The 25,014-nt window shown below is 38.0% G+C and carries 19 protein-coding genes and 1 tRNA gene; 10 read left to right on the forward strand and 10 right to left on the reverse strand.

The genetic code is table 11. The features are described 5' to 3' along the window. Window positions 1–147: 147 nt before the first annotated feature. The 3 genes from I597_RS06105 to I597_RS06115 are packed head-to-tail and all read right to left on the reverse strand — an operon-like array spanning window position 148 to window position 9,151. Window positions 148–876, reverse strand: a complete 729-nt coding sequence (locus tag I597_RS06105) for a hypothetical protein (protein WP_035327489.1) — start codon at window positions 874–876, stop codon at window positions 148–150. A gap of 7 nt (window positions 877–883) precedes the next feature. Next, window positions 884–2,221, reverse strand: coding sequence for a collagen-like domain-containing protein (locus I597_RS15120; RefSeq protein WP_081965014.1), 1,338 nt, complete (start codon window positions 2,219–2,221; stop codon window positions 884–886). 15 nt (window positions 2,222–2,236) lie between these two features. Continuing rightward, complete coding sequence (locus I597_RS06115) at window positions 2,237–9,151, reverse strand: hypothetical protein (RefSeq protein ID WP_064497408.1); 6,915 nt, start codon at window positions 9,149–9,151, stop codon at window positions 2,237–2,239. A 319-nt stretch (window positions 9,152–9,470) separates the two neighbouring features. Here I597_RS06115 and I597_RS06120 point away from each other — a divergent pair. Beyond that, window positions 9,471–9,543: transfer RNA gene (locus I597_RS06120), tRNA-Gly, on the forward strand. 61 nt (window positions 9,544–9,604) lie between these two features. Here the strand turns inward: I597_RS06120 and pepE are convergent. Further along, complete coding sequence (pepE, locus tag I597_RS06125) at window positions 9,605–10,309, reverse strand: dipeptidase PepE (protein ID WP_035327494.1); 705 nt, start codon at window positions 10,307–10,309, stop codon at window positions 9,605–9,607. Window positions 10,310–10,466: 157 nt separating this feature from the next. On the opposite strand from pepE, the gene I597_RS06130 reads away from it, so the two are divergent. From I597_RS06130 to I597_RS06145, 4 genes are all read left to right on the forward strand, one after another. Then, window positions 10,467–11,231, forward strand: coding sequence for a carboxypeptidase-like regulatory domain-containing protein (locus I597_RS06130; protein ID WP_152594977.1), 765 nt, complete (start codon window positions 10,467–10,469; stop codon window positions 11,229–11,231). Then, on the forward strand, window positions 11,224–11,997 hold the full coding sequence (locus I597_RS06135; protein ID WP_035327497.1) for a hypothetical protein: 774 nt from the start codon (window positions 11,224–11,226) through the stop codon (window positions 11,995–11,997). Before I597_RS06130 ends, I597_RS06135 begins: the two co-directional genes overlap by 8 nt. A gap of 71 nt (window positions 11,998–12,068) precedes the next feature. Then, window positions 12,069–12,563: a DUF6702 family protein gene (locus I597_RS06140; RefSeq protein WP_035327499.1), complete on the forward strand. Its 495-nt coding sequence runs from the start codon at window positions 12,069–12,071 to the stop codon at window positions 12,561–12,563. 63 nt (window positions 12,564–12,626) lie between these two features. Further along, window positions 12,627–14,933: a M1 family metallopeptidase gene (locus tag I597_RS06145; protein ID WP_035327501.1), complete on the forward strand. Its 2,307-nt coding sequence runs from the start codon at window positions 12,627–12,629 to the stop codon at window positions 14,931–14,933. A 267-nt stretch (window positions 14,934–15,200) separates the two neighbouring features. On the opposite strand, the gene I597_RS06150 is transcribed toward I597_RS06145, so the two are convergent. The 6 genes from I597_RS06150 to I597_RS06175 form a co-directional block, all read right to left on the reverse strand. Then, window positions 15,201–16,709 carry a hypothetical protein gene (locus I597_RS06150; protein WP_035327503.1) on the reverse strand — a complete coding sequence of 503 codons (1,509 nt, stop codon included), beginning with the start codon at window positions 16,707–16,709 and terminating at the stop codon, window positions 15,201–15,203. Then, on the reverse strand, window positions 16,699–17,256 hold the full coding sequence (locus I597_RS06155) for an RNA polymerase sigma factor (RefSeq protein ID WP_035327505.1): 558 nt from the start codon (window positions 17,254–17,256) through the stop codon (window positions 16,699–16,701). Before I597_RS06155 ends, I597_RS06150 begins: the two co-directional genes overlap by 11 nt. 258 nt (window positions 17,257–17,514) lie before the next feature. Further along, complete coding sequence (locus I597_RS06160; protein WP_035327508.1) at window positions 17,515–18,063, reverse strand: hypothetical protein; 549 nt, start codon at window positions 18,061–18,063, stop codon at window positions 17,515–17,517. Window positions 18,064–18,214: 151 nt separating this feature from the next. Continuing rightward, complete coding sequence (locus I597_RS06165) at window positions 18,215–19,051, reverse strand: alpha/beta hydrolase (protein WP_035327509.1); 837 nt, start codon at window positions 19,049–19,051, stop codon at window positions 18,215–18,217. A gap of 38 nt (window positions 19,052–19,089) precedes the next feature. Next, a complete protein-coding gene (locus I597_RS06170; protein WP_035327511.1) occupies window positions 19,090–19,701 on the reverse strand; it encodes a MarC family protein in 612 nt (203 codons plus the stop codon). Between the two features lie 11 nt (window positions 19,702–19,712). Continuing rightward, window positions 19,713–20,153: a DUF1569 domain-containing protein gene (locus tag I597_RS06175; protein WP_035327513.1), complete on the reverse strand. Its 441-nt coding sequence runs from the start codon at window positions 20,151–20,153 to the stop codon at window positions 19,713–19,715. 154 nt (window positions 20,154–20,307) lie between these two features. On the opposite strand from I597_RS06175, the gene radC reads away from it, so the two are divergent. From radC to I597_RS06200, 5 genes are all read left to right on the forward strand, one after another. Next, window positions 20,308–21,021 carry a RadC family protein gene (gene radC / locus I597_RS06180; RefSeq protein WP_035327515.1) on the forward strand — a complete coding sequence of 238 codons (714 nt, stop codon included), beginning with the start codon at window positions 20,308–20,310 and terminating at the stop codon, window positions 21,019–21,021. A 92-nt stretch (window positions 21,022–21,113) separates the two neighbouring features. Continuing rightward, window positions 21,114–22,319 carry a polysaccharide deacetylase family protein gene (locus I597_RS06185; RefSeq protein ID WP_152594978.1) on the forward strand — a complete coding sequence of 402 codons (1,206 nt, stop codon included), beginning with the start codon at window positions 21,114–21,116 and terminating at the stop codon, window positions 22,317–22,319. Next, window positions 22,312–22,995, forward strand: a complete 684-nt coding sequence (locus I597_RS06190; protein ID WP_035327519.1) for a YjjG family noncanonical pyrimidine nucleotidase — start codon at window positions 22,312–22,314, stop codon at window positions 22,993–22,995. Before I597_RS06185 ends, I597_RS06190 begins: the two co-directional genes overlap by 8 nt. Before the next feature lie 46 nt (window positions 22,996–23,041). Next, window positions 23,042–23,602: a hypothetical protein gene (locus I597_RS06195; protein ID WP_035327521.1), complete on the forward strand. Its 561-nt coding sequence runs from the start codon at window positions 23,042–23,044 to the stop codon at window positions 23,600–23,602. Between the two features lies 1 nt (window position 23,603). Beyond that, the gene (locus tag I597_RS06200; RefSeq protein ID WP_035327523.1) at window positions 23,604–25,013 is read left to right on the forward strand and encodes a DUF5723 family protein; all 1,410 of its coding nucleotides are present in this window, start codon (window positions 23,604–23,606) and stop codon (window positions 25,011–25,013) included. Window position 25,014: the final 1 nt, after the last annotated feature.

Consider the following 25,014-nt stretch of genomic DNA (forward strand, 5'->3'; position numbering starts at 1 on the left):
GTGCACAGTGTTTAAGAGTACCTCTTTTAGATTTTAGAATATTTAAATTTAAGCTCAAAGTGAACATCATAATTTGTTCTTTCTTAATAGAAAGTTTATTTCTTAGCATAGAAGTAGGCTGCTCGTGATATGTTGTGTTATATCTCATTATTTATAAGCTGTGTATAAAACTAGTAGCGCCTCATTATTAACATCGTCAGGTTGTACGTCCACCAATGGGTTTGTGCTGTTTGCAGTAATTGTACCATTTGTATAGTTTACAGTAATAGTAAACCCATCTGTAGTAAAGGAGGTAAATGCTCCTTCTATTTTACCTAGACTACTACCATTTTGATCACCGTACCGTATACCTATACAGTTGCTACTGCTGGCATATCTAGAGTTGTCATTTATAGAATTTCCGTGTCCTCCAGAATACATCACTTGTTGCGTTATTGTGCCGTCATCATCTCTTGCAAACCCTTTCATTGACCCAAAAGAGTTGTCAATTCCTCTATCATTGTTTCCTATGCCATTATCAGAATCAATATCCCGACTCTCTACATTTGCTGCCGCCGAAAAGGTTACCTGTGATGGCGTAAATGGAATGTCGCTTACTGTGACCACTCCTTCGCCAGAAATGATAAACCATCCAGTGTATATATTCTTCTCCGTAAGAAGTTCCAAAAACCCATTATTTGTATATTCAAAAATCCTATTTTGATTTGTATTATAAACGAGCATACCAATCTCTAGATCTGCGGGATCGTATGCGTCAATCTCTAACTGTGATGCCTTTTGTACATTAACTAAATATGCAGGGTCTGTGGTTTGCGCTTTCGCGAAAGCGTAAACAAACACAAGAAGTATAGTTATATAAAAGGGGTTGCGTTTCATAGTAATTTTATTCGTATGCTGTAAATAGAACAATTACAGATTCATCTAGTATGTCATTTTGTACTGCCGCCGAACCTGTCGTGCCTAGTGTGTACGTTACATTAAGATTAAATCCATTTCCAGTAAAGCTTGCCATAGATGCAGAGATAACACCTAGATTACTTCCGTTATTGTTAGTATATCTTAAGCCTATGCACTGTGTATTATTAGCATATCTAGATATGTTATTTATAGAGCTACCACTTCCGCCAGAAAATATAACCGCCTGTGCAATAGGGCTACCTGCACGCGCAAACCCATTCATTGCTCCAAACGTGTTTTCTAGTAAACCAGTATTATTTGCTCCTAGCGCATTGTCATCATTAATGTTAAACGAACCTATGTTAGGATGTGCCTTAAAAGTAACCTGCGACGGTTGGAATGGAATGCCTACAATAGCCTGAGTATATGTCCCGGTAGTGGTAAGTATTGTATTATCTATTATAAAAAAACCAGTATAGGTACCTGATGGCCCTACGGGTCCTTGTGGTCCTGTTGCTCCATCTGTACCTGCTGGTCCAGCCGGTCCTTGAGGTCCCGTTGCTCCGTCTGCACCTGCGGGACCTGCTGGTCCTTGAGGTCCCGTTGCTCCGTCTGCACCTGCGGGACCTGCTGGTCCTTGTGGTCCTGTTGCTCCGTCTGCACCTACAGGTCCTGCTGGTCCTTGAGGTCCTGTTGCTCCGTCTGCTCCTGCCGGTCCTTGAGGTCCTGTTGCTCCGTCTGCTCCTTTAGGTCCTACTGGTCCTTGTGGTCCTGTTGCTCCATCTGCTCCTGCCGGACCTGTTGGTCCTTGGGGTCCTGTTGCTCCGTCTGCACCTGCCGGACCTATTGGTCCTTGTGGTCCTGTTGCTCCGTCTGCTCCTGCCGGACCTAATGGTCCTTGTGGTCCTGTTGCTCCGTCTGCTCCATCTGCTCCTGCCGGTCCTATTGGTCCTTGTGGTCCTGTTGCTCCATCTGCACCTGCCGGTCCAGCTGGTCCTTGAGGGCCAACAATACCTACAGTTACAGGAATGTTATTTTCATTTGTATATGTAGCAGTTCCATTGCCATTATCTACGAGTGTAGTAACAGTTTCAGAAACGTCAACTTCAGTCAGTATTGCCAAAAATCCTGAGGCCGTATATTCAAATATGCGGTTTACATCCGTATTATAGACTAACATTCCTATTTCCAGATCTGCTGGGTCATAAGCGTCTATTTCTGACTGTGATGCTTTCTGCACATTTATTAAATATGCGGGGTCTGTGGTTTGCGCTTTCGCGAAAGCGATCACAGAGATAAACAGAATAAATAATATTTTTTTCATAATAGGGGTAGGGGATTAAAATCCTGGAATGGTTAATACTGTAAACATAAATTCTGAGTTGAAGAATGCACGGTCAGAACCACCATTGTCATTATCTCCAATGTTAACTGTAAATCCAGCTCCAGATTGTGCCGAGTATGATATACCTGGATCATCATTTCCTGCGCCTGCTCTTCCTGGCTGGCTTAACTGAATGATATAATTTGCATTAGGTAGTGCAGTGGTAAATGTTACTCTGTACGTTCCTGTGCCAGTATTTACTACAGTCGCATTAAAAAGTGCTCCACCACCAGCAGCACCCACTTTTCCTACTGAATAAACCGTAGGAGCGACTGCCATAAATGCTCCACCATCTGTTCCGACAGAGAGTGCATTGTCTGCATCTGCACTTACAACCTGAGCCGTAAAAGGATTACCAGCCTTATCAGTATAGGTAATCTCTCCGGTGGCTGTGGCATCTGTGGTAGTAGGGGTGTCGTCTTGTGCAAAAGTTGTAACTGTTTCTGCTGCGGCATCTGCCCATTCTGTGCCTGTTGCAGTAGCTGTTAGTACTTGTCCTACTGTTCCAGGTAAATCATTTTCGTCAAGTACAGGCCCGTCAAGGTCTAAAGTTTCATTAATTGTTACTGTTGTTGCGTTACTAGTCTCATCAATATTGATTGCTTCTATTCCTCCAACGGTTAATCCAATTTCATCTGCCGCAGGACTGTACATTCCTGTATTTGTGTCATCTGTAAATCTATACGCAGGTTCGCCAGCATTACCATCAGAATTTAAAAAACCTGCAGAACGAATAGCTCCCGTTACTTGTAGCTTGTTATCTGGTGTATTAGTACCAACTCCCAAACTATTATTTGTAGCATCCCAAAATAACTGGTCATTATCTTCAGTAGGAGTTTCGTCTGCTCCTGCAAAGAAAATAGAACCTTCAGTTCCTGTATGTTCTAGTGAGCTTAAATCTACTGGGTTTGGAGTGCCAGTTTCATCTATAAACTCTAACTCGTTTGTAGTATCGTCAAAGGTTAGTGAAGTAACTGTCTCTTCAATAGCAAAAGGAGTTGCACCTTCATTGTTATATGTTCCAATAAGATTTGTATTTGTAGCAGTGTTTAAATCTGTTACATCAGTAACTGTTTCCTCTGCTGTTACATCTACAAATAATGCTCCGTCTGTTCCTGCGGTGATGTTGTTATCAGTATCTGCTGATATTAGGTTCACATTAGCATTTGTAGCATCTTCGTTTGCGTATGTAAGTTCTCCTGCAGCGATTGCTAGTTCCGTTACTGTTTCTTCTTCTGAAACATCTACAAATAATGCTCCGTCTGCACCCGCAGTGATGTTGTTATCTGCGTCTGCTGATATTAGATTCACATTAGCATTAGTTGCATCTTCGTTTGCATAGGTAAGTTCCCCTGCAGCGATTGCTAATTCAGTTACTGTTTCTTCTATAGCAAAAGGAGTAGCATCCTCATTGTTATATGTTCCAATCAGGTTTGTGTTTGCAGCAGCATTTAGATCTGTAACATCGGTTACTGTTTCTTCAGCCGTTACATCTACAAACAATGCTCCGTCTGTTCCTGCAGTGATGTTATTATTTGCATCTGCTGATATTAGATTCACATTAGCATTAGTTGCATCTTCATTTGCGTAGGTAAGTTCTCCTGTTGCAATAGCTAGTGCTGTTACAGTCTCGTTGATATTTACTGGTGTAGCTGTTGGATCTTCATTAGCGTATGTTGCGATAGTATTTCCTGTTGTTGCTGTTGCAGTTACGGTAGTGACTGTTTCATTGATAGCAAAAGGATCACCTTCTTCATTGTTATATGTTCCAATGAGGTTTGTGTTTGTAGCAGTGTTTAAATCTGTTACATCAGTAACTGTCTCATCAATTTCAACTGCTGTTCCATCTGCGTTTGTTACTGTTGCGATAAGGTTACCTGCAATGACATCTGTGATTGCGACACCGTTAGTATCAATAATTACATCAGATCCATCATTATTTGTGAATGTGTATGTTCCGTCTGCATTATCTGTGATGTCAGCTTTAGCTACAGTGATTGTTGCACCTGCTTCGTTTGTGAAAGTAACGTTTCCGTCAGTTTCATCAGAGATAGTAGTAACTGTTTCTGCAATTGTAAAAGACGTTGCGTCTTCTGCGTTATAGGTAGCAATGGTGTTTGTAATTGCCGCTGCATTTAAGTCAGTAACGTCTGTGATGGTTTCGTCAATTTCAACTGCTGTTCCATCTGCGTTTGTTACTGTTGCGATAAGGTTACCTGCAATGACATCTGTGATTGCGACACCGTTAGTATCAATAATTACATCAGATCCATCATTATTTGTGAATGTGTATGTTCCGTCTGCATTATCTGTGATGTCAGCTTTAGCTACAGTGATTGTTGCACCTGCTTCATTTGTGAAAGTGACGTTTCCGTCAGTTTCATCAGAGATAGTAGTAACTGTTTCTGCAATTGTAAAAGACGTTGCGTCTTCTGCGTTATAGGTAGCAATGGTGTTTGTAATTGCCGCTGCATTTAAGTCAGTAACGTCTGTGATGGTTTCGTCAATTTCAACTGCTGTTCCATCTGCGTTTGTTACTGTTGCGATAAGGTTACCTGCAATGACATCTGTGATTGCGACACCGTTAGTATCAATAATTACATCAGATCCATCATTATTTGTGAATGTGTATGTTCCGTCTGCATTATCTGTGATGTCAGCTTTAGCTACAGTGATTGTTGCACCTGCTTCATTTGTGAAAGTAACGTTTCCGTCAGTTTCATCAGAGATAGTAGTAACTGTTTCTGCAATTGTAAAAGACGTTGCGTCTTCTGCGTTATAGGTAGCAATGGTGTTTGTAATTGCCGCTGCATTTAAGTCAGTAACGTCTGTGATGGTTTCGTCAATTTCAACTGCTGTTCCATCTGCGTTTGTTACTGTTGCGATAAGGTTACCTGCAATGACATCTGTGATTGCGACACCGTTAGTATCAATAATTACATCAGATCCATCATTATTTGTGAATGTGTATGTTCCGTCTGCATTATCTGTGATGTCAGCTTTAGCTACAGTGATTGTTGCACCTGCTTCATTTGTGAAAGTGACGTTTCCGTCAGTTTCATCAGAGATAGTAGTAACTGTTTCTGCAATTGTAAAAGACGTTGCGTCTTCTGCGTTATAGGTAGCAATGGTGTTTGTAATTGCCGCTGCATTTAAGTCAGTAACGTCTGTGATGGTTTCGTCAATTTCAACTGCTGTTCCATCTGCGTTTGTTACTGTTGCGATAAGGTTACCTGCAATGACATCTGTGATTGCGACACCGTTAGTATCAATAATTACATCAGATCCATCATTATTTGTGAATGTGTATGTTCCGTCTGCATTATCTGTGATGTCAGCTTTAGCTACAGTGATTGTTGCACCTGCTTCATTTGTGAAAGTAACGTTTCCGTCAGTTTCATCAGAGATAGTAGTAACTGTTTCTGCAATTGTAAAAGCCGTTGCGTCTTCTGCGTTATAGGTAGCAATGGTGTTTGTAATTGCCGCTGCATTTAAGTCAGTAACATCTGTTACTGTCTCCTCAATAACTTGATCGTTTCCTTCCTCATCTGTGTAGGTTGCAATTGTTTTCACGGAAGTGGCAGTGTTATCATCAGAAATTGAAGTTATAGTTTCTTCAATGTTAGAAATAGTGCCATCGGCTTCTGTTATGGTAGCTATTACTTGTCCGTCATTCACATCAGCAATTACAATACCGTTTGTGTTAATGGTAACGTCAGATCCATCATTATTAGTAAATGTGTAAGTTCCGTTTCCATTATCTGTGATATCTGACTTAGCTACTGTTTGTGGATCTCCATTTTCATCTGTATAAGTAATTAAACCATCCATTGCATCGGCAAATGTTGTTACAGTTTCATTAATATCTGTTGCATTTCCAGCAGCGTCTGTTATTGTTGCGATAGTATTACCTGCAACAGTATTTGTGATATCAAAACCATTGGTGTCAATTACTGTGGTTATTCCAGTTTCATCGGTATAGCCATAGGTTCCATTGCCATTATCAACTAGCGTTGATACAGATGTATCTGCGATAGTCGTTGTTGTTCCGCTTGCGTCTGTGAAGTCATATGTTCCGTCACCGTTATCTACTAAGGCTACAGTTCCTGCCGCTGCGTTTATTTCATCAATAGCATCTTGCACATTTGTTGCTACTAGCCCTGACGTTGTGTTGTCATATGGATTTGCAGAAGCATTTGTGTCGATTATTTGTGTTGCTCCTGTTTCATCTGTGTAGGTGTATGTTCCGTCTGCGTTGTCAACGAGTGTTGAGATAGAAGTATCTGCGATAGTCGTTGTTGTTCCGCTTGCGTCTGTGAAGTCATATGTTCCGTCTCCATTATCTACTAAGGCTACTGTTCCTGCCGCTGCGTTTATTTCATCTATAGCGTCCTGAACATTTGTTGCTACTAGCCCTGACGTTGTGTTGTCATATGGATTTGCAGAAGCGTTTGTGTCGATTACTTGCGTTGCTCCTGTTTCATCTGTGTAGGTGTATGTTCCGTCTGCGTTGTCAACGAGTGTTGAGATAGAAGTATCTGCGATAGTCGTTGTTGTTCCGCTTGCGTCTGTGAAGTCATATGTTCCGTCACCGTTATCTACTAAGGCTACAGTTCCTGCCGCTGCGTTTATTTCATCAATAGCATCTTGCACATTTGTTGCTACTAGCCCTGACGTTGTGTTGTCATATGGATTTGCAGAAGCGTTTGTGTCGATTATTTGTGTTGCTCCCGTTTCATCTGTGTAGGTATATGTTCCGTCTGCGTTGTCAACGAGTGTTGAGATCGAAGTATCTGCGATAGTCGTTGTTGTTCCGCTTGCGTCTGTGAAATCATACGTCCCGTCACCGTTATCTACTAAGGCTACAGTTCCTGCCGCTGCGTTTATTTCGTCTATAGCATCTTGCACATTTGTTGCTGCTAATCCAGATGTTGAATTGTCATATGGATTTGCAGAAGCGTTTGTGTCGATTACTTGCGTTGCTCCTGTTTCATCTGTGTAGGTGTATGTTCCGTCTGCGTTGTCAACGAGTGTTGAGATAGAAGTATCTGCGATAGTCGTTGTTGTTCCGCTTGCGTCTGTGAAGTCATATGTTCCGTCACCGTTATCTACTAAGGCTACAGTTCCTGCCGCTGCGTTTATTTCATCAATAGCATCTTGCACATTTGTTGCTACTAGCCCTGACGTTGTGTTGTCATATGGATTTGCAGAAGCATTTGTGTCGATTATTTGTGTTGCTCCTGTTTCATCTGTGTAGGTGTATGTTCCGTCTGCGTTGTCAACTAGCGTCGAGATAGAAGTATCTGCGATGGTCGTTGTTGTTCCGCTTGCGTCTGTGAAATCATACGTTCCGTCACCATTATCTACAAGTGCTACAGTTCCCGCTGCTGCGTTTATTTCGTCTATAGCATCTTGCACATTTGTTGCTGCTAATCCAGATGTTGAATTGTCATATGGATTTGCAGAAGCGTTTGTGTCGATTACTTGCGTTGCTCCTGTTTCATCTGTGTAGGTGTATGTTCCGTCTGCGTTGTCAACGAGTGTTGAGATAGAAGTATCTGCGATAGTCGTTGTTGTTCCGCTTGCGTCTGTGAAGTCATATGTTCCGTCACCGTTATCTACTAAGGCTACAGTTCCTGCCGCTGCGTTTATTTCATCAATAGCATCTTGCACATTTGTTGCTACTAGCCCTGACGTTGTGTTGTCATATGGATTTGCAGAAGCGTTTGTGTCGATTATTTGTGTTGCTCCCGTTTCATCTGTGTAGGTATATGTTCCGTCTGCGTTGTCAACGAGTGTTGAGATAGAAGTATCTGCGATAGTCGTTGTATTTCCTAAAACATCTGTGAAAGTATATGTGCCGTCATTATTATCTGTAAGCGTTACGTTTACGGAGTTTATTTGGTTTAAAATTTCATCTATAGCATCTTGAACATTTGTAGATACTAATCCAGATGTCGAATTGTCATACGGATTTGCAGAAGCGTTTGTGTCGATTACTTGCGTTGCTCCTGTTTCATCTGTATATGTATATGTTCCGTCTCCATTGTCTACTAGTGTAGATATTGAGGTGTCAGAAATAGTTATAGTAGTGCCACTTGCATCTGTAAATTGATAAGTCCCATCGCCATTATCTAGTAGACCTACCGTACCTATAGCAGCGTTTATTTCTTCGATAGCATCTTGAACATTTGTAGAAAGTAAACCTGTCCCTGTATTATCAAAACTATTACCCTCAGCTGAAATGTCTATCATTTGCGTTGCTCCTGTTTCGTCTGTATATGTGTACGTTCCATCTCCGTTATCTACTAAAGTGGAGATAGAAGTATCTGCGATAGTTGTGGCTGTTCCACTAGCGTCTGTAAAAACGTAAGAACCGTCGCCGTTATCTACAAGAGCTACTGTTCCTGCTGCTGCATTAATTTCGTCTATAGCGTCTTGCACATTTGTCGCAACAAGCCCTGATGTTGTGTTATCATAAGGATTTGAAGATGCCTGAGTGTTTATGATTTGCGAATTTCCATTTGCATCTGTATAAGTGTATGTTCCATCTCCATTGTCAATTATCATTGAAGCCATCTGACATAGACTTAGCCAGTTAGATCCATCATATTGATAAAAACAGCCCTCGTCTATATTAAAAACAAGACCTCCTGCAAGAGGAGTAATACTGTTCATTTGAGAAGTGCTAACTCTTGTTGCCACAAGAACCTTGCTCGTACTTTCAAGTTCGAGTAGCGATGCTGGATCTATAGTATTCGGATTATCACCTACCTTAACCTGACCAATGGCAGATATAGATAGTATGAGAAAACTTGTTAGGGTAAGTAGTTTTTTCATTTGAGGGATCATAAAATTAGCAATTTTCATTTTCGCGGAATTTACGCATTTACTTGTACAAATTTTGTTAAAAATATAGACGTAATGCAAAGCTTATTAGTTCTAATTTAGAATAAAATTTATTCTAGGCTCAAAGTTAAAATAAGGGCATTGTAAATCAGTAACTTTCAGACGAATCGCAGTTTTGTGTCGATGAAATGCAATATTTATAAAAATGTTGCATTCAAATATTTTTTAATTTTTTCCTTGTGTATCGTTTAAAAAGATTTATTTTTGCCTCGCTTTAATATTAAGGTTTGTTAGAAAAGCCTTTTGTTAATTACCATTTGAAGAACAATCTTCAATAAATGCGGGAGTAGCTCAGTTGGTAGAGCGTCAGCCTTCCAAGCTGAATGTCGCCAGTTCGAACCTGGTCTCCCGCTCAAAGAAAAAGCCCTGTATATCTACAGGGCTTTTTTTATTTTTATTTCGCGAAAGCGTAATCTATAATTCAATTGTAGACAAAGAGTCAATCTCATAAGGTTCTTTATCTTGTTTAAACACCCTAGCTGTGTGGTCACCCTGTAATGTAATTTGTTTACCCTTTACTCGTATCCAGCTTCCTTCTCGTATTCCTAACACTGGGACTGTATTGTAAATGTGGTATTCTTTAATACGTGTCTCTCGGGTTTCACCCATATGCGTAGAGTCTGTATCTGGATCTAGGTAATGCGGGTTTACATTAAAAGGTAAAACTCCCAATGTTTTAAAACTTGGCGGATAGGCAATAGGCATATCATTTGTAGTTTGCATCGTGAGGCCACAAAGGTTACTCCCAGCGCTTGTGCCTAGGTAGGAAGTGCCGTTTAAGATTACATCTCTGAGCGTGTGCATTACATCTAGTTTGTATAACTGGTTAACTAGAACAAACGTATTTCCTCCACCTGTAAATATACCTTGGGCAACCTTTAGGGCTTCTGTTGCGTCTTTATAAGTATGAAGGCCTCTTACAGAGATATTAATTTTTGAGAAAGCTTTTTGAGCAATAGCGGTATAGTCATCGTGAGTGATGCCGCCAGGTCTAGCATACGGTATAAATATAATCTCAGTTACATTATGAAATAACATTTTAAGTTCTGGAAGGAGATACTCTAAATAAGTGCCTCCGTAAATAGTAGAGGTGCTTGCGGCGATAATATTTTTTGGCATATGAATTCTTTATTCAAAAATACAAACTAGAGCAAGTAAAAGTGAATTAACAAAACATTAAACCTAAAGCGTAAAGAGCTGACCTATTTTTACAACACACATAAAACAGTATACTATCGCGAGACATTACATCTATATAATTCCCATATTGTTATGTATGAGTAGTTTACTCACTGCTCAAAATAGCTTAATGTTAGAAGGTAAAATTCTTAATGATAGTATTGAGGTTGCTTCCATAACAGTTGTAAATATTAATATGCGCGCGGGTACTGTTACTAATCTAGATGGGGTTTTTGAAATACCAGTGCGAGTAAATGACACGCTTAACATAAGTGCTGTGCAGTATGAGAGTAAGCGCATAATAATTACTCCAGTCATATATAAACGTATGAAACTCTCACTTTATCTCATACCAAAACTCAATGAACTAGATGAAGTTGTGATAAGTAATATTGATCTTACGGGTGATATAACTAAGGATCTCAAGGCAGTGCCACTTAAGAGGTTTATCTCGCCGTCATCTTTAGGTATACCAGAAAATGCAAAACCTACGATGACAGTAGAAGAGCGTAGAGTTTATAGTGCTACTGCAGGAGCTGGTCCACTAGGCTCCCTTATAAACGCCATAAGCGGGCGTACCAAAATACTAAAAAAGCATTTAAAAATTTCAAAATTTAAGATGATGGTTGAGCAAAATCATCAAACATTTTCTGATAGTACATATATGAAGTCTTTAAATATACCAGAAGACCTTATAGAAGATTTTGTATTCTATGTTTTTGAAGATAAAAAAGCCGTACGTTTATCAAATCAAGGCGACACAATGGCTATCTTAGATTTAATGTTACAAAAATCTACCGCATATTTGAAACGTAAGGAGCCTGAGGGCGTCTTACCTAATAAATCTACTAACGATGATTAAGTATATAAACTTCTGTTTGTTTTTTTTAATTTCCACAGTGTTATATTCTCAAGATGTAATAATGCTAGAGGGTCAAGTTCTTAATGATACTATAGATAAGGCAAATCTTACCGTGGTAAATATGACATTAAGAACAGGGACGATAACCTCACAAAACGGAAAATTTGTTATAAAAGCGAGGCTTAATGATACCATAAATGTGAGCGCAGTACAATATGAGCCTAGACAGTTTGTGGTAAATAATACGATGTTCAATAGAGGTAAAATTACCTTGTACTTAATACCAAAAATTACAGAGCTTGATCAAGTAACGATAAGTAATATAGATCTCACTGGTGATATAACAAAAGATGTGGGTACTACAGAATATGAGATAAAAATCACACCTACAGACTTAGGTATACCAGAAAACACAGCCCCGCCGCGCACGGTAGAAGAGCGTCGCTATTATACAGCTGTAACCAGTGGGGGAGGCATCCCGCTAGATGGACTCATAAACTCAATCACTGGCAGATTAAAAATGCTCAAAAAACATATTGAAATATCAAGGTTTGAAAAACTAGTGCAAGAAAGTAGGCACAGTTTTTCAGATAATGTGTATATGAATGAGCTAGCTATAAATAAAGAATCTATAGAAGATTTTGTGTATTATACCTTTGAAGACCCAAAGGCAAAAGAGCTCGTAGATACAGATAACGTCTTGGGATTGCTTGAGTTTATGATGAAAAAGTCTGCAGATTATAAAAAACTCAACCCACAAGATTAACTACTGGCACATTTATTGAAAATTTTATAGTACGCTTTCGCGAAAGCGTAAACCCATCATCTAAATTCATTATGAGAAAAGTTCTTTTACTATTTATAATCGCTCCATTGCTTATGGGAGCCTCATTGCATAAGTATTACCTCAGTGTTACAGATGTAGTGTATGACGAGCAAGAAAAATCCATACAAATGATATCGCGGTTATTTTATGATGATCTTGAAGCTGTGCTCCAAGAGCGTTATGATGAGACCATTGTAGTAGATGCAACCGCAAATCAAGAAAAACTGGACCTTTACCTAAATAAATACTTTCAAAAAAAGCTCATAATAACCGTAAATGGAGAAAGAAGACAGCTTCAGTTTTTAGGTAAGGAGTATGAAGATGATTATGTGGTTTGCTATGTAGAAATCACAGATATAGAGCTAATTAAAACATTTGAGATAGATAATGAGCTACTTATGGATTTGTTTCCAGACCAAAAAAATATGGTACATACTACTATAGGAAAGAACAAGAAAAGTTTTCTGCTTACTGCGGGAAATGCTAAAGGGTTGTTAAAATTTTAAAAATTATCCCAAAACACTGCTAAGGATGGCTATTTTTAGAGCTAAAACTAATTCAACACACTTATGATTCGTTACTCGTATATGCTGCTCGCAGCATTTTTACTTCTAGGCACAAGCGCTTTTGCTCAAGAAGAACAAACAGAAGAGCGTGCAATGGGGCACGAAAACACAAACAGGTTTAGACAACTTTACAATGAAATGTCTACACCTAACCAGTACAGAACAGCCTCTGGAGCGCCAGGTCACGCATACTACCAGAATAATGCAGATTACAAAATGCAAATAGAACTTAATGATGATACACACATCATTAATGGGTTTGAAACAATTACGTACACAAATAACTCTCCAGACGATCTTGAGTATCTATGGGTACAACTTGATCAAAACGTAAGAGAGAAAGATTCACCTGCCAAAGAGAAAAATGGTGGAGGAGTTGGAGCTGTATCGCAGCCAGGTTCTTTTGTGGGATCATATATGAAAAGTGAGCCTTTTGATGGAGGTTTTAAAATAGAAGAGGTAAAGTCTAATGGTCGTAATCTTAATCACACGATTAACTGGACGATGATGCGCATAGATATGCCACAGCCTCTCAAAGCTGGCGAGTCTTACACATTTTCTATAAAGTGGAACTATCTTATACCAGAACACACGGTAGATCGTGCTAGATCTGGTTATGAAACTTATAAAGACGGTAATAAAGGATATATCATCGCACAGTTCTTCCCAAGAATGGCAGTTTATAATGATGTAGAAGGATGGCAGAACTACCAGTTCTGGGGTAACGGGGAGTTTGCATTACCTTTTGGAGATTATGAAGTAGATATTACAGTACCAAAAGATCACTTACTTGATGGTACAGGTGAGATTGTAAACCTAAAAGATGTTTACAGTAAAGAAGAAATGAAGAGATGGGAGCAGGCAAAAAAATCTTATGATAAGCCTGTTATCATCCGTACTCAAGCAGAGGCAGAAAAAATGGCCGCAGGAAAAATGAAAGCAACACAAACGTGGAAGCTTAGAGCAAAAAACGTGCGTGACTTTGCATTTACATCATCACGTCGTTATATAATGGATGCACAGGCAGTAAAGTTTCCAGAGCGTGATGTAATGGCTATTTCTATCTACCCACCAGAAGGTAACCCATTATGGGAGGAGTACTCTACAAAAGCAATTGTACAAACACTAGATACCTACTCAAAGTATACTTTTAACTACCCTTACCCAAAGGCTATTTCTGTACACGCAAAAGGTCAAGGTATGGAGTACCCTATGATCTGTTGGAACTATGGTCGTCCTAACGAAGATGGAACGTACAGTGACAGAACAAAATTTGGTATGATCTCAGTAATTATACACGAGGTAGGTCATAACTACTTCCCTATGATTGTAAACAGTGACGAGCGCCAGTGGGGATGGATGGATGAAGGTCTAGATACTTTTATGCAATACCTTACAGAGCAAGAGTTTGGTCAAAACTATCCAGAAGCTATAAAAGGAAATGACGCATACCCATCAAGACGCGGAGCACCTTCTAAAATAGTAGGGTATATGAAAGGAAATCAAGAATATATAGCGCCTATTATGTCTAACCCAGAGAACGCTTTTAACCTAGGTGCAAATGCCTATGGTAAGCCAGCAACTGCTCTTAATATCTTAAGAGAGACTGTAATGGGGCACGATCTTTTTGATCACGCGTTTAAAACATATGCACAACGCTGGATGTTTAAACACCCTACACCAGAAGATTTTTTCCGTACGATGGAAGATGCATCTGCAGTAGATCTTGACTGGTTCTGGAGAGGATGGTTTTATAGTACAGAGGCTGTAGATATAGGTCTTAAAGATGTAAAGCAGTACTATGTTACAGATAAAGTAACAGAGGCTGGAAAGGCATTACTAGCTCGTTATGGTATTACAGATCCTAGTCAAATTCAAGCTATTTATGTAGTAGATGAAGATAGCCCAGAATTTACAGAAGATATGAGAGGTAAAGATATGCTAGAAGCATCACCTACCCTTAAAGAATATCTTATGGATAACTTTACTCCAGAAGAGCGCGCAAAGATCAGAACCCCTAAGTTTTTATACAAAGTAGTTTTTGAGAAGCCAGGAGGAATCCCAATGCCTATTATTGTTGAGTATGAATATGCAGATGGATCAAAAAAGAAAGTTACATACCCGGCACAAGTGTGGAGAAAGAATGATGCAGAGGTAAGTAAAGCAATAGCTTCAGATAAGGAAATTGTAAAAATTACAGTAGATCCAGATCTTGAAACAGCAGATATTGATACAGATAACAACAGCTGGCCTAAAGCAAAAAAGCTAGGTAAGTTTGATAAGTTTAAAAACAACGCAAAGGGTAACTAGTAACTAATACCTTTGTCACTATTTATAAAGCCGTTTCTCAATATTGAGAAACGGCTTTTTTATTACATAGACTACTTAAAGTATTAATAGTACAAGTGGCTGTAAACCATCTTAGCTCGTTTTAACAGAGCCTTTATATAGCTCTTTTTAATTGGGCTGTGGTTGCTAAGTCTATTGTGCTACTGTATTTGTGGAGCTTTTTAAGCTTTCGCGAAAGCGTAATTATAACCATCTAGTAAATAGTTCTTTTTACAGGAGACTAGTCTTTTAAAACTTGTAAGACATTCCAAATTGTGCACCTATATAATATGGTCTAAAGTTACTTAGGTTATTTGCATAAGGATTGAGTTGATATCTAAAAACAGGCTCAACATTAAGACGCCATTTTTCGTTTATATTATAATGGCCACCTAAACCAAAGTTAAATGCTAGACTCAGCCCGTTGAGATTAGTTTCACGACCTACAAATATGGATTGCCCAGAGGCTGCGGTTGCATATATTTCATTATTACTCAGGATTAATAAGCTCAAACCAGGGTTTACACTAAATGAAACACGTTTATTTATAAATCTATATTGGAAACCTACTGGAACCTCTATGTAAGAAATATTTTGCTCTATAGAGACGATGTCATTTGTATTAAAAAAGCTTTGCGCTTCTGGAGAGCTTTCTGTACTACTACCACTATTTAAGTTTGCTAAGTTTATAGCAGAAAGTTCATAGATATTAATATTTCCATCTGTTACAGATACTTGAAAGTTATCTGTTTGATATTTTAATGGAGCATAGCCTATACCCAGTCTAAGGCTACTTTTTTCACCTAGTGTGTAGTCTACGCGCATACCATATCCTACTGTAGATATAGCATCACGGGGATTGTTTACTAGTCTATCATCTATAGAAGACCCTTTACTTACAGAACCATAACTTAAAACACTGGTGTATGGAGAGATGGCAATCTCATATTCTGTAGCGTTTCTACGATCTTCGGCACGTTCTTCTTCTGTTTTAGGTAGTTTTATTTTTTTCTTTGCTCTTGTGTTTGAAGTGAGCGCTTTTTGTACAGCCTTGTTAATACTATCTGTCTTTTTCTTTATGACAGCCGCCACTTCTATAGCTGCTTGCTCTTTTTGCTGAGCAATCTCGAGTTCTAATGCCTTCTTGACCTCGGCTTTATACTTTGCAAGAGCCTCTTCATTACCTTTGCTAGTGTAAAGAAGTTGATGGGTGTGACTTTCGTTACTGCGATTACTGTTTGAAGCCACAGTAGCACTATTGTTTTTAAGCGCTTCAATTTCTATTAATGAGTAATTGGTTTTGTTACTAGAACTAATAGTATCAATAGTTGGCCTATTTGTAGCTAACCCTGATTGAATTATTGCTGTCTGTGAGTTGTAAGTGGTGTCTTGTTGTATCGTTTGTACTTTATCTTGCTCACCAGTAGTCGCTGTAGTGTTTTTATCTTCTGTAGATTTTGAAGTTGTGGTTAACGCATATTCTATATTAACGTTATCAGAGCCTTTAATAGTCTCGCTATTTACTAAGCTTTGTTTCTCTTTTTTTACGACTTCCTTTGGTTGAGCAAACCAAAGCAAGCTTAGTGCTCCTATAATAATAATAGCACTTCCAAAATAATACCAAAATGGTGCTATACGACGGCCTTTAGTCTGGTCAAGTTCTGCGGCAATATTATCCCATAGTCTAGCATCTGGTGATTGCTCTATACCACCTAGACGCTCTTTAAAGAGTTTGCCTATGTCTTTTCTAGTTCCCATTTACTATGGAATTTTTTTGAGCAGCCGTTAAGGCTATTATTCTTTCTTTTAATATTAGTTTGGCTCTGTGCAAGTTAGATTTAGATGTACCTTGGCTTATATTTAAGGCTATTGCAATCTCTTTATGAGTGTAGTTATCCAGTTGGTACAGGTTAAACACTAGTCTATATCTATCTGGTAATTCTTGCACTAGCGTGAGTAATGTTTGCAATGGTATAGCCGTATCATCTTGGTCTATAGTAGTGTCCTCCTCTTTAACCTGATGATCATCTATAGATTCTAAATATGGTTTTCTCTTATATCTATCTATTGCTTTATTTATAACAATGCGCTTCATCCATCCTTCAAAAGAGCCTGCATTTTTATAGGTATTAATTTTTGTAAATATGGTTACAAATGAGTCTTGAAGATTATCTTGTGCTTCATCTCTGTTTTTGCAATACTTCATACTAAGCGCAAAAAGTCTATCCTTGTATATATTATACAAAGACTGCTGTGCCTTACGGTCACCCTTTTTACATTTTTTTAAAAGCTTCTCTAGTTCCAAGAGATTTGATGTTAAACAGTGAGTATATAAAAAGCTTAAGATCTTTTGGGGTGTAAAAAGAGACCTTAAGCTTCAAATATATTAATGAGATATTTTCAATTTCATAGCAACTTTTTTCTGTTCTTCATAATAAAGACTAGAAGTTATAAAAAGGTTGCGTGAAAACGTAGTTTTTTATCAGTAAGGGTATTTATAAATGTAACAATGTGATTTATCTAAAATAAGAAACGCCCTTGGGTAGTGGTATGGCAAATAATCTTAATTTACCTCTGTGTTAATAGTAAAATCTATGTTGAGACCACCATTAACAGCTGTATTTGTTGAAGTAAAAACACGACCATCTGTAAGTAATAATTCAAATCTTGTTGTAAAAATATCACCAGCTGCAATGCTGGTAGATGTATTGTTTGTGTTATTTAAAAACTGATCTGCTGTAATTGTTAGGTCATAGACTGGAAAGCTGTTTTCGCCGTTAGTAAAGTTACTAGCCGCAATAGTCTCAAAAAGAATTTCTTGTTCTACAAGTGCCTCTGTGCTGTCACCACTCATCTCAGATAGGTCGTAGTAAGTTACATACACTCTCATTTCTTCTAGAAGGGTCCCATTTTCATCATCCCTATATTCAAGTCTAGCTTCTAGTGAGCCCTGAGCATCCTCTTGAGAAATGGTGTTATTTGTGGTGCTTACTAGTTCTATTACAGCTCCATTTGAAGCCGAATCTGTAATACTGCTTAAGTTAACATTGTCATCATCACAGCTTGCAAGTGCCATAATCAACGCGAGAAAGTAAATAGCTTTAAATTTCATAGTTATCCGATTTTTTGATTAACCATAGCAATGTACAAATCTGTTTCAAATGAGGCTAGACAAGTAAAGTTAACTATTATCGGGAGTTACTTAGTGATGGGTATGCGGTGATTACGCTTTCGCGAAAGCGTAATAATACACTGTTGAGACATTATTTTTTTTGGTCTTCTTTTTTGAAAATTTTTTCAAATGCATCGTAAACGGCTAGATGTAACACATCGCCGTGGTCTTGTTTTTCAAAGAACTTAAAATATAGTTTAGTGTTTCCAGTATTAAGGGCTACTAGTTTATCATAAAACCTCTGCATAGCTTCTTTGGCTCGTGCACCCTCATTACCTACTGCTATATAAATAGACTTTTGGCCAGTGTATGATTTTGGTGTGTCGTTATATAGCGATTGATCATCCCACCATAAACTAGGGCTTATAATCACGTAGTTGTCAAACATATCTGGGTTTTTAAATAAAATCTCAGAAGCTAGAAGTCCTCCCAGAGATTGACCTATTAATGTCTTTGTTTTACTTGTATTGTAGTTATTATCTATATAAGGTTGCACTTCCTTATCAATAAAGTTTATAAATGGAGTAGAGTGTCCAGATGTAGGAAACTCATCTTGATCTAATTTGCTTTTTGAAGGCCAAGTAAAATCTTTTTTTCGATCTATATTAGAGATTCCTACAACTATAGATTGGGGAAGTATGTTAATCCAAGAAAAGGATCCAAATTGAACAAGACCAGAGATGTGTATAAAATCTTCATCTATAGACCCGTCTAGAAGGTAAATGACTGGATAAGATGTATTACCAGTAGCATCATAACCGTGAGGAAGGTAGATGTTGAGGACTCTATTCTCTTTGAGAATATTTGAACGCAAAGTAACTTTTTCTCCTATGGATAGTGGTTCTGTTTGATGAGTGAGCTTACTGTCTTGCGCAGCTAGAGTGATTGCATTTATAATAAGAAGAAAGTATAGAAAATGCGCTTTCATATAGGGGTGATGTTTATTTGATACGTATTGCAACTAGTTTAAATCTTACTAAAATAGTGGCTTATCCCAGATAGAATGCTCTGTACTGCATAAGCTGCGAGTATAAGTCCCATAATCTTACTTATGACGGTAATTCCATAATTGCCTATACGTTTTTGTAAATTATTTGCACCTAATAAAATCAAACAAGTGAGACCTATAACTACGAGTACGAGCACAGTGGTTATAAGTTGCTCTTGTATGGAATATAAATGATTATCTGTGAGTAAAACAACTGCCATTATAGCTCCAGGAGACGCTATAGAAGGTATCGCAATAGGAAATATAGTAACGTGTTTATAATCTGTGATGCCATTTTTTTCTTGATCTGGCTTGCCATCACCAAAAATCATAGTAAGGGCAAAGAGAAATAAAATCACACCTCCCGAAATCTGAAATGCGTCTAGCGAGACAGACATTCCCTCTAGTATAAGCTGGCCTATAACAATAAAAAAGAGTAATATCATAAAAGCCATAACAGAGGCTCTTATGGCGATTTTCTTTTTATATCTTAAGTCAAACTCCTTAGTCGCCTCAAGGTAAACAGGTATGGTCCCTATGGGATCAATAACGGCAAATATGAAAAATATAGATGTTAATATTTCTGTCATAGCGTCTAATTTTATACGCCAAACTGGCTTAAGTGATGATCAAGGTGCTTATACTCAAGTTGCCCCCATTGCTCGTGTGTAAAATGCCCAAACATAGGGTGCGGTTGCCACTCTTGTTGCTCACGTTTGTTATAAAAAGCATCTACCATAGATAGAAGTTTCTCACGTTCAAGATCTAGATCACGGGTATCTGTGATTTTTGCTTCTGGTGCCGTAGGCAGGTTTTTACGCCAGGGCTTATCATTATATAGGGATTTTTTAAATAAACGCATAATAGGGTTCCACTTTGCTTTTCTTGGTTTGTCACTTAGTGCTACCTTAAAAGGAAATTGACAGTGCGTTACCATTTGCCCTACATTCATCTTACCCCAGCGAGCTGCGCTATCTGGTTGTAAGGCTTGTATTCTGTTTTTTGTCTCTTGATATGTGGTTGGGTCAAAAAGTGATTTCATAGCCGTTTCTTTGCGATTAGTTTTCTTATATCAATATTAGACTATTAATGTACAATAATTACGGCTTCCTTTAAAAATGTGAGCAATCTTGATGTTTATGTTTTCTTTAAAATGCAATAAGATATAATATTGTAAAACCCTATATTTAAGGCTTATGCAAGAAAAGAGTACCACAGATGTATCTTCATATATATCAATAAAAAATTGGTCTGAAGATGACCGACCTCGGGAGAAATTAATGATTAAGGGTCGTTCTGTCCTTTCTGATGCAGAGCTTATAGCGATACTTATAGGCTCTGGCTCCCGAGACGAGAGTGCCGTATCCCTTAGTAAACGCATACTCTCCCAAGCCGAAAATAACTTGTCTGAGTTGGGTAAACTTTCGGTAAAGGACTTAATGAAGTTTAAAGGAATAGGCGAGGCAAAGGCAGTCACTATCGCTGCGGCACTAGAGCTGGGAAGAAGACGTAGTAGTGGAGAGACGCTTTCGCGAAAGCGTATTACTTCTTCAAAAGATGCATATACCATCTTACAACCCATTATAGGAGAATTACCGCACGAAGAGTTCTGGGTGTTGTTTCTTAATAATTCTAATAAAGTCTTACGCAAGGAGCAAGTAAGTAAAGGAGGTCTTACAGGCACGCTGGTAGATGTGCGTATGGTTATGAAAATGGCCATAGAGCTCAGTGCTGTGGGGATGATACTAGGGCACAATCACCCATCTGGAACGCTCAAACCCTCTCAGGCAGATAAGATGCTTACTACAAAGTTAAAAACCGCTGCTCAAAGCCTAGATATACAAGTATTAGACCATATTATTGTGACCGAAAAGCAGTATTTTAGCTTTGCCGATGATGGTATTCTATAACAGCAGCGCCCCATATGTTACTTGTTTACACGCACAAAATTACGCCTCGTGTCTCTTATGTTTTTAAACATATTTGCACTAGAGTACTGGGGGTGTCTGTAAAATTTACCACAAAGTTAGAAGAGTTTATTGCATACGAAGGAGCAAAACTCTCGTACACGTCAAAAAAGCTAGGTAATGAGTTGCACATACGTAGTGTAGATTTACTTTTTGAGCAAGGGATACTAGCCATAGATATTGCTGTGCAAGACTGGGAAGGTGTGCCGTGTTTTTTTCAAATAAAAGACGCTAGTGCGCAAATTCCTTATGATATTTTTGCTGCTTCATTTTACCTTTTAAGTAGGTACGAGGAGTACTTACCACACGTAAAAGATAGTTTAGGTCGCTTTCCTGCAAGTGAGAGTCTGGCGGGTATGCACAATTTTTTAGAGCAGCCTGTGATAGATATATGGATACAGCGATTTGCTCGTGTACTTACGACTCAATTTCCAGATTTAATTACAAAAAAAACAGACTATAAGGTTCATATGCTCGTTACCGTTCCTCAGTCATTTAAGTATAAAAAACTTGGTGTACTGCGTGCTGTAGGGGGTTATTTTAGAGATTTTGGAAAATTACGCTTTCGCGAAATTTTAAAACGTTCACAAGTACTTCTCGGAACGAGAAAAGATCCTTATGACAGCTTTGGTTGGCTTGCAAACGTGCAAAAACAAAGTGCTATTCCGTTTCAAATTTTTTTTCAAATAGGTGATTACGGTCAGACAGCAAAAAATATAAAGCACTCAAAACGCAGCTTTCAAAGCACCATAAAGATGATAGGTGACTATTGCAGTGTGGGGCTCTTATTATCTCCACAAGCTGCAACAGATAGGCAAGTACTTGCAGTAGAGCGCAAACGTCTTCAAGAAATCATACATAGACCTATGAGAAGTATGCACGTCTCAGATTTTAAACTCAATTTACCGTATGTGTATAGAGATGCACTAGACCAAGAGATACAAAGTGACTATACAATGGGCTATGCAAATACCACTGGTTTTAGAGCGGGAACCTCTCTATCATTCTTGTTTTATGATCTAGACTACGAGATACAAACGCCGTTACTTATACATCCCGTATGTATGCAATCTGATAATGTGATTAATTATAAAAATCACACTATAGATTTTGTAAACCTCAAAGCGTTGAGTGATCGTATAAAGAAAGTAAATGGGGTCTTTAGAATTTCGTTTTCAAATCACTCTTTTGATGATATATACAGTAAAAAACTTTTTAGACACCTACTAGCAGATGAGTAAAATTACAGACATATTTTTTGATCTAGACCACACCCTTTGGGATTTTGATCGCAATAGTGGTCTTGCGTTTATAAAGATTTTTGAAAGAAATAATCTCAGTATTAACTACAACGAGTTTCTTGAGGTGTATAGCCCTATTAATTTCCAGCAATGGAAATGGTACAGAGAAGAGCGCATCACAAAAGCCCAGCTACGTTACGGGAGGTTTAAAAAAACATTTGACAAGATGGGAATCTCCGTCACAGATGATATTATAGATAAATTATCTGATGATTATATAGAATGCCTTCCAGAAAACAATCATCTTTTTGAAGGCACTATAGAACTGCTAGATTACTTATCGCCTAGATACAAGATGCATATCATTACAAACGGTTTTCACGAAGTGCAAACTACAAAAATGCATAAATCTGGACTTACACCATATTTTAAAACTATGACTTCTAGTGAGTCTGTGGGAGTAAAAAAGCCCAATGAAAAGATATTTTATTTTGCTATGGATAAAGCGGGTGTAAACCCTGCTCAAAGTATAATGATAGGCGATACTTACGAGGCAGATATTGTAGGGGCTTTAAGGGTAGGGATGGATGCCATATGCTTTAATTATCATAAACTTGAGCTCCCAGAAGAAATTAAGGTTGTAGATGATATTACGCATATCAAAAGCTTTTTATAATAACACATAAAGTAAAAGCGTTTGTAAACCATAAAGAACCCCAATTATGAAGTCGCTACCCATAAAACGCTATCTAAGTTGTCTGTCACTAGCGGCGTTTCTTTTTCTTTCTTGTGTAGATGATGTAGATTTTGATCGCCTAGATGAAGTGGTTCTTACACCACGTTTTGACATAGACCTGCTATTTTTTTCTATTAATTATACAAGTCTTAGCAACGAGGAGATTGTAAATAGTCAGATAATTTTAAGAGATACCACAGAGCTCAATTTTTTAGATGATGAGGTTACACAAGAAAATCTTGTTGAGATTGCAATTAGTTATAAAGCTACAAATACATTTAACCATTCCATTACAAACAGAGCTGCATTTTTAAATCAAAATGGAGATGTAGAGTATGAGATTACCTTTCCAGTATCTGGTTCTAGTGATGGAACACCTGTTGTTACAGAGTTTACTGAAGTTATTGAAGCACAAAATTTAGAAAACATCCGTAATTCCATACAACTAGCAAATGAGGTTATTATTTCTGCCGGGACTTTACCGCAATCTGGTGAATTGAATTTACAAAGTAAAGCGATTTATTCTCTAGAATTTTCAGATCTGTAAGATGAAAAATAGATTAGTACTCTTCTTCCTATTTTGTATGTCTTATGTTTTTTCTCAGAACAGGCCTCAGCTCTATAATGTTTATGCATTACCGCAAAGCCTGTTAAGCAATCCAGGGACGGCAGTAAGTTTTGATAAACACATAGGGATTCCATTGCTCTCTGGTCTGTCTTTTGAGGCAGGTTCATCTGGAGTAAGTGCTTATGATATTTTTAGGGATGATATTTCTATTAATGAAGCGATTAGTAATGCTCTTTTTGATTTGAGTAGTACAGACTATTTTAATACAAATGTGCAATTAGAGCTCCTCGCATTTGGGTGGCGTTCTTCAAAATCAGACATATATTATTCTGGTGGAATATATCACGAGATAGATGTATTCTCGTATTTTCCTAAAGATCTAGCAACACTTGCATATAACGGTAATGCAGATTATATAGATGTGCCTTTTGAGTTTTCTGAGTTGGCTTTTACAGCAGAGGCGCTTTCGGTATACCATTTTGGAATAAATAAAAAAATAAACGATTCCTGGCAACTAGGCGTGAGAGCAAAAATGTATATGAGCGTCGCAAATGTAAGTAGTATAAATAATAGAGGAGATTTTACCACAAGAACAACACCTAATGGACCTAATTTTTATACTCACACACTGCGCAATGTTAGTCTCGTGGCAAATACCTCTGGTGTTGCGTCTTTTTATGATGACGAGATAGATACAGACGTTACAGAGCTTGTAAGCAATGCCTTTTTAAGTAAAAACTATGGATTTGGATTAGATATAGGTTTCACTCATTTTATTAATGAGCAATGGTCTATTACAGGAAGTGTCATAGATTTAGGTCTTATAAGTCATAAGGATGATGTGCGCAATTTTACAGCGAGTGGTAACTATGAGACCAGTGGTATAGAGCTTATATTTCCTGCGCTTATTGAGGGTGATGAGTTTACAGACTATTGGCAAGATATAGAAGATGAGTTTAAAGACTCGATAAACTCAAATGATAGCTTGTCAAATAATTACACATCTTGGAGGCCAGTAAAGTTTAACACATCTGTACAATATGCTTTTGGTGAAGATCGCAGTGGTACTTGTAATTGCCGGACTTCTAGTTCAAGAAAATATGTAAATAAGCTAGGACTTCATTTAAATACTATTAGGAGACCTAGAGGATTACAAACAGCGATTACTGCTTATTATGATAAAGATTGGACTAGTGGCCTACTTACGAGACTTACCTATACGTACGATAAGCGTTCTGCCACTAATCTAGGGTTCTTAGTAAGTACTAAAATTAATAAATTTAATCTTTATCTTGCCACAGACAATTTAATGCAATATACAAATGTTGCAAAAGCCAGAGGAGCAAGTCTACAGCTGGGTATGCAGCTAGTTTTTGATAATAAATTATAAT

The sequence above is a fragment of the Dokdonia donghaensis DSW-1 genome (assembly GCF_001653755.1).
Classification (GTDB): domain Bacteria; phylum Bacteroidota; class Bacteroidia; order Flavobacteriales; family Flavobacteriaceae; genus Dokdonia; species Dokdonia donghaensis.

Coding starts and splice junctions, on each gene's coding strand:
- I597_RS06135 (WP_035327497.1), top strand. CDS start 11,224: ATGATTAAGTATATAAACTTCTGTTTGTTTTTTTTAATTTCCACAGTG.
- radC (WP_035327515.1), top strand. CDS start 20,308: ATGCAAGAAAAGAGTACCACAGATGTATCTTCATATATATCAATAAAA.
- I597_RS06195 (WP_035327521.1), top strand. CDS start 23,042: ATGAAGTCGCTACCCATAAAACGCTATCTAAGTTGTCTGTCACTAGCG.
- I597_RS06150 (WP_035327503.1), bottom strand. CDS start 16,709: ATGGGAACTAGAAAAGACATAGGCAAACTCTTTAAAGAGCGTCTAGGT.
- I597_RS06140 (WP_035327499.1), top strand. CDS start 12,069: ATGAGAAAAGTTCTTTTACTATTTATAATCGCTCCATTGCTTATGGGA.
- I597_RS06115 (WP_064497408.1), bottom strand. CDS start 9,151: ATGAAAATTGCTAATTTTATGATCCCTCAAATGAAAAAACTACTTACC.
- I597_RS15120 (WP_081965014.1), bottom strand. CDS start 2,221: ATGAAAAAAATATTATTTATTCTGTTTATCTCTGTGATCGCTTTCGCG.
- I597_RS06190 (WP_035327519.1), top strand. CDS start 22,312: ATGAGTAAAATTACAGACATATTTTTTGATCTAGACCACACCCTTTGG.
- I597_RS06170 (WP_035327511.1), bottom strand. CDS start 19,701: ATGACAGAAATATTAACATCTATATTTTTCATATTTGCCGTTATTGAT.
- I597_RS06165 (WP_035327509.1), bottom strand. CDS start 19,051: ATGAAAGCGCATTTTCTATACTTTCTTCTTATTATAAATGCAATCACT.
- I597_RS06175 (WP_035327513.1), bottom strand. CDS start 20,153: ATGAAATCACTTTTTGACCCAACCACATATCAAGAGACAAAAAACAGA.
- I597_RS06200 (WP_035327523.1), top strand. CDS start 23,604: ATGAAAAATAGATTAGTACTCTTCTTCCTATTTTGTATGTCTTATGTT.
- pepE (WP_035327494.1), bottom strand. CDS start 10,309: ATGCCAAAAAATATTATCGCCGCAAGCACCTCTACTATTTACGGAGGC.
- I597_RS06130 (WP_152594977.1), top strand. CDS start 10,467: ATGAGTAGTTTACTCACTGCTCAAAATAGCTTAATGTTAGAAGGTAAA.
- I597_RS06160 (WP_035327508.1), bottom strand. CDS start 18,063: ATGAAATTTAAAGCTATTTACTTTCTCGCGTTGATTATGGCACTTGCA.
- I597_RS06145 (WP_035327501.1), top strand. CDS start 12,627: ATGATTCGTTACTCGTATATGCTGCTCGCAGCATTTTTACTTCTAGGC.
- I597_RS06105 (WP_035327489.1), bottom strand. CDS start 876: ATGAAACGCAACCCCTTTTATATAACTATACTTCTTGTGTTTGTTTAC.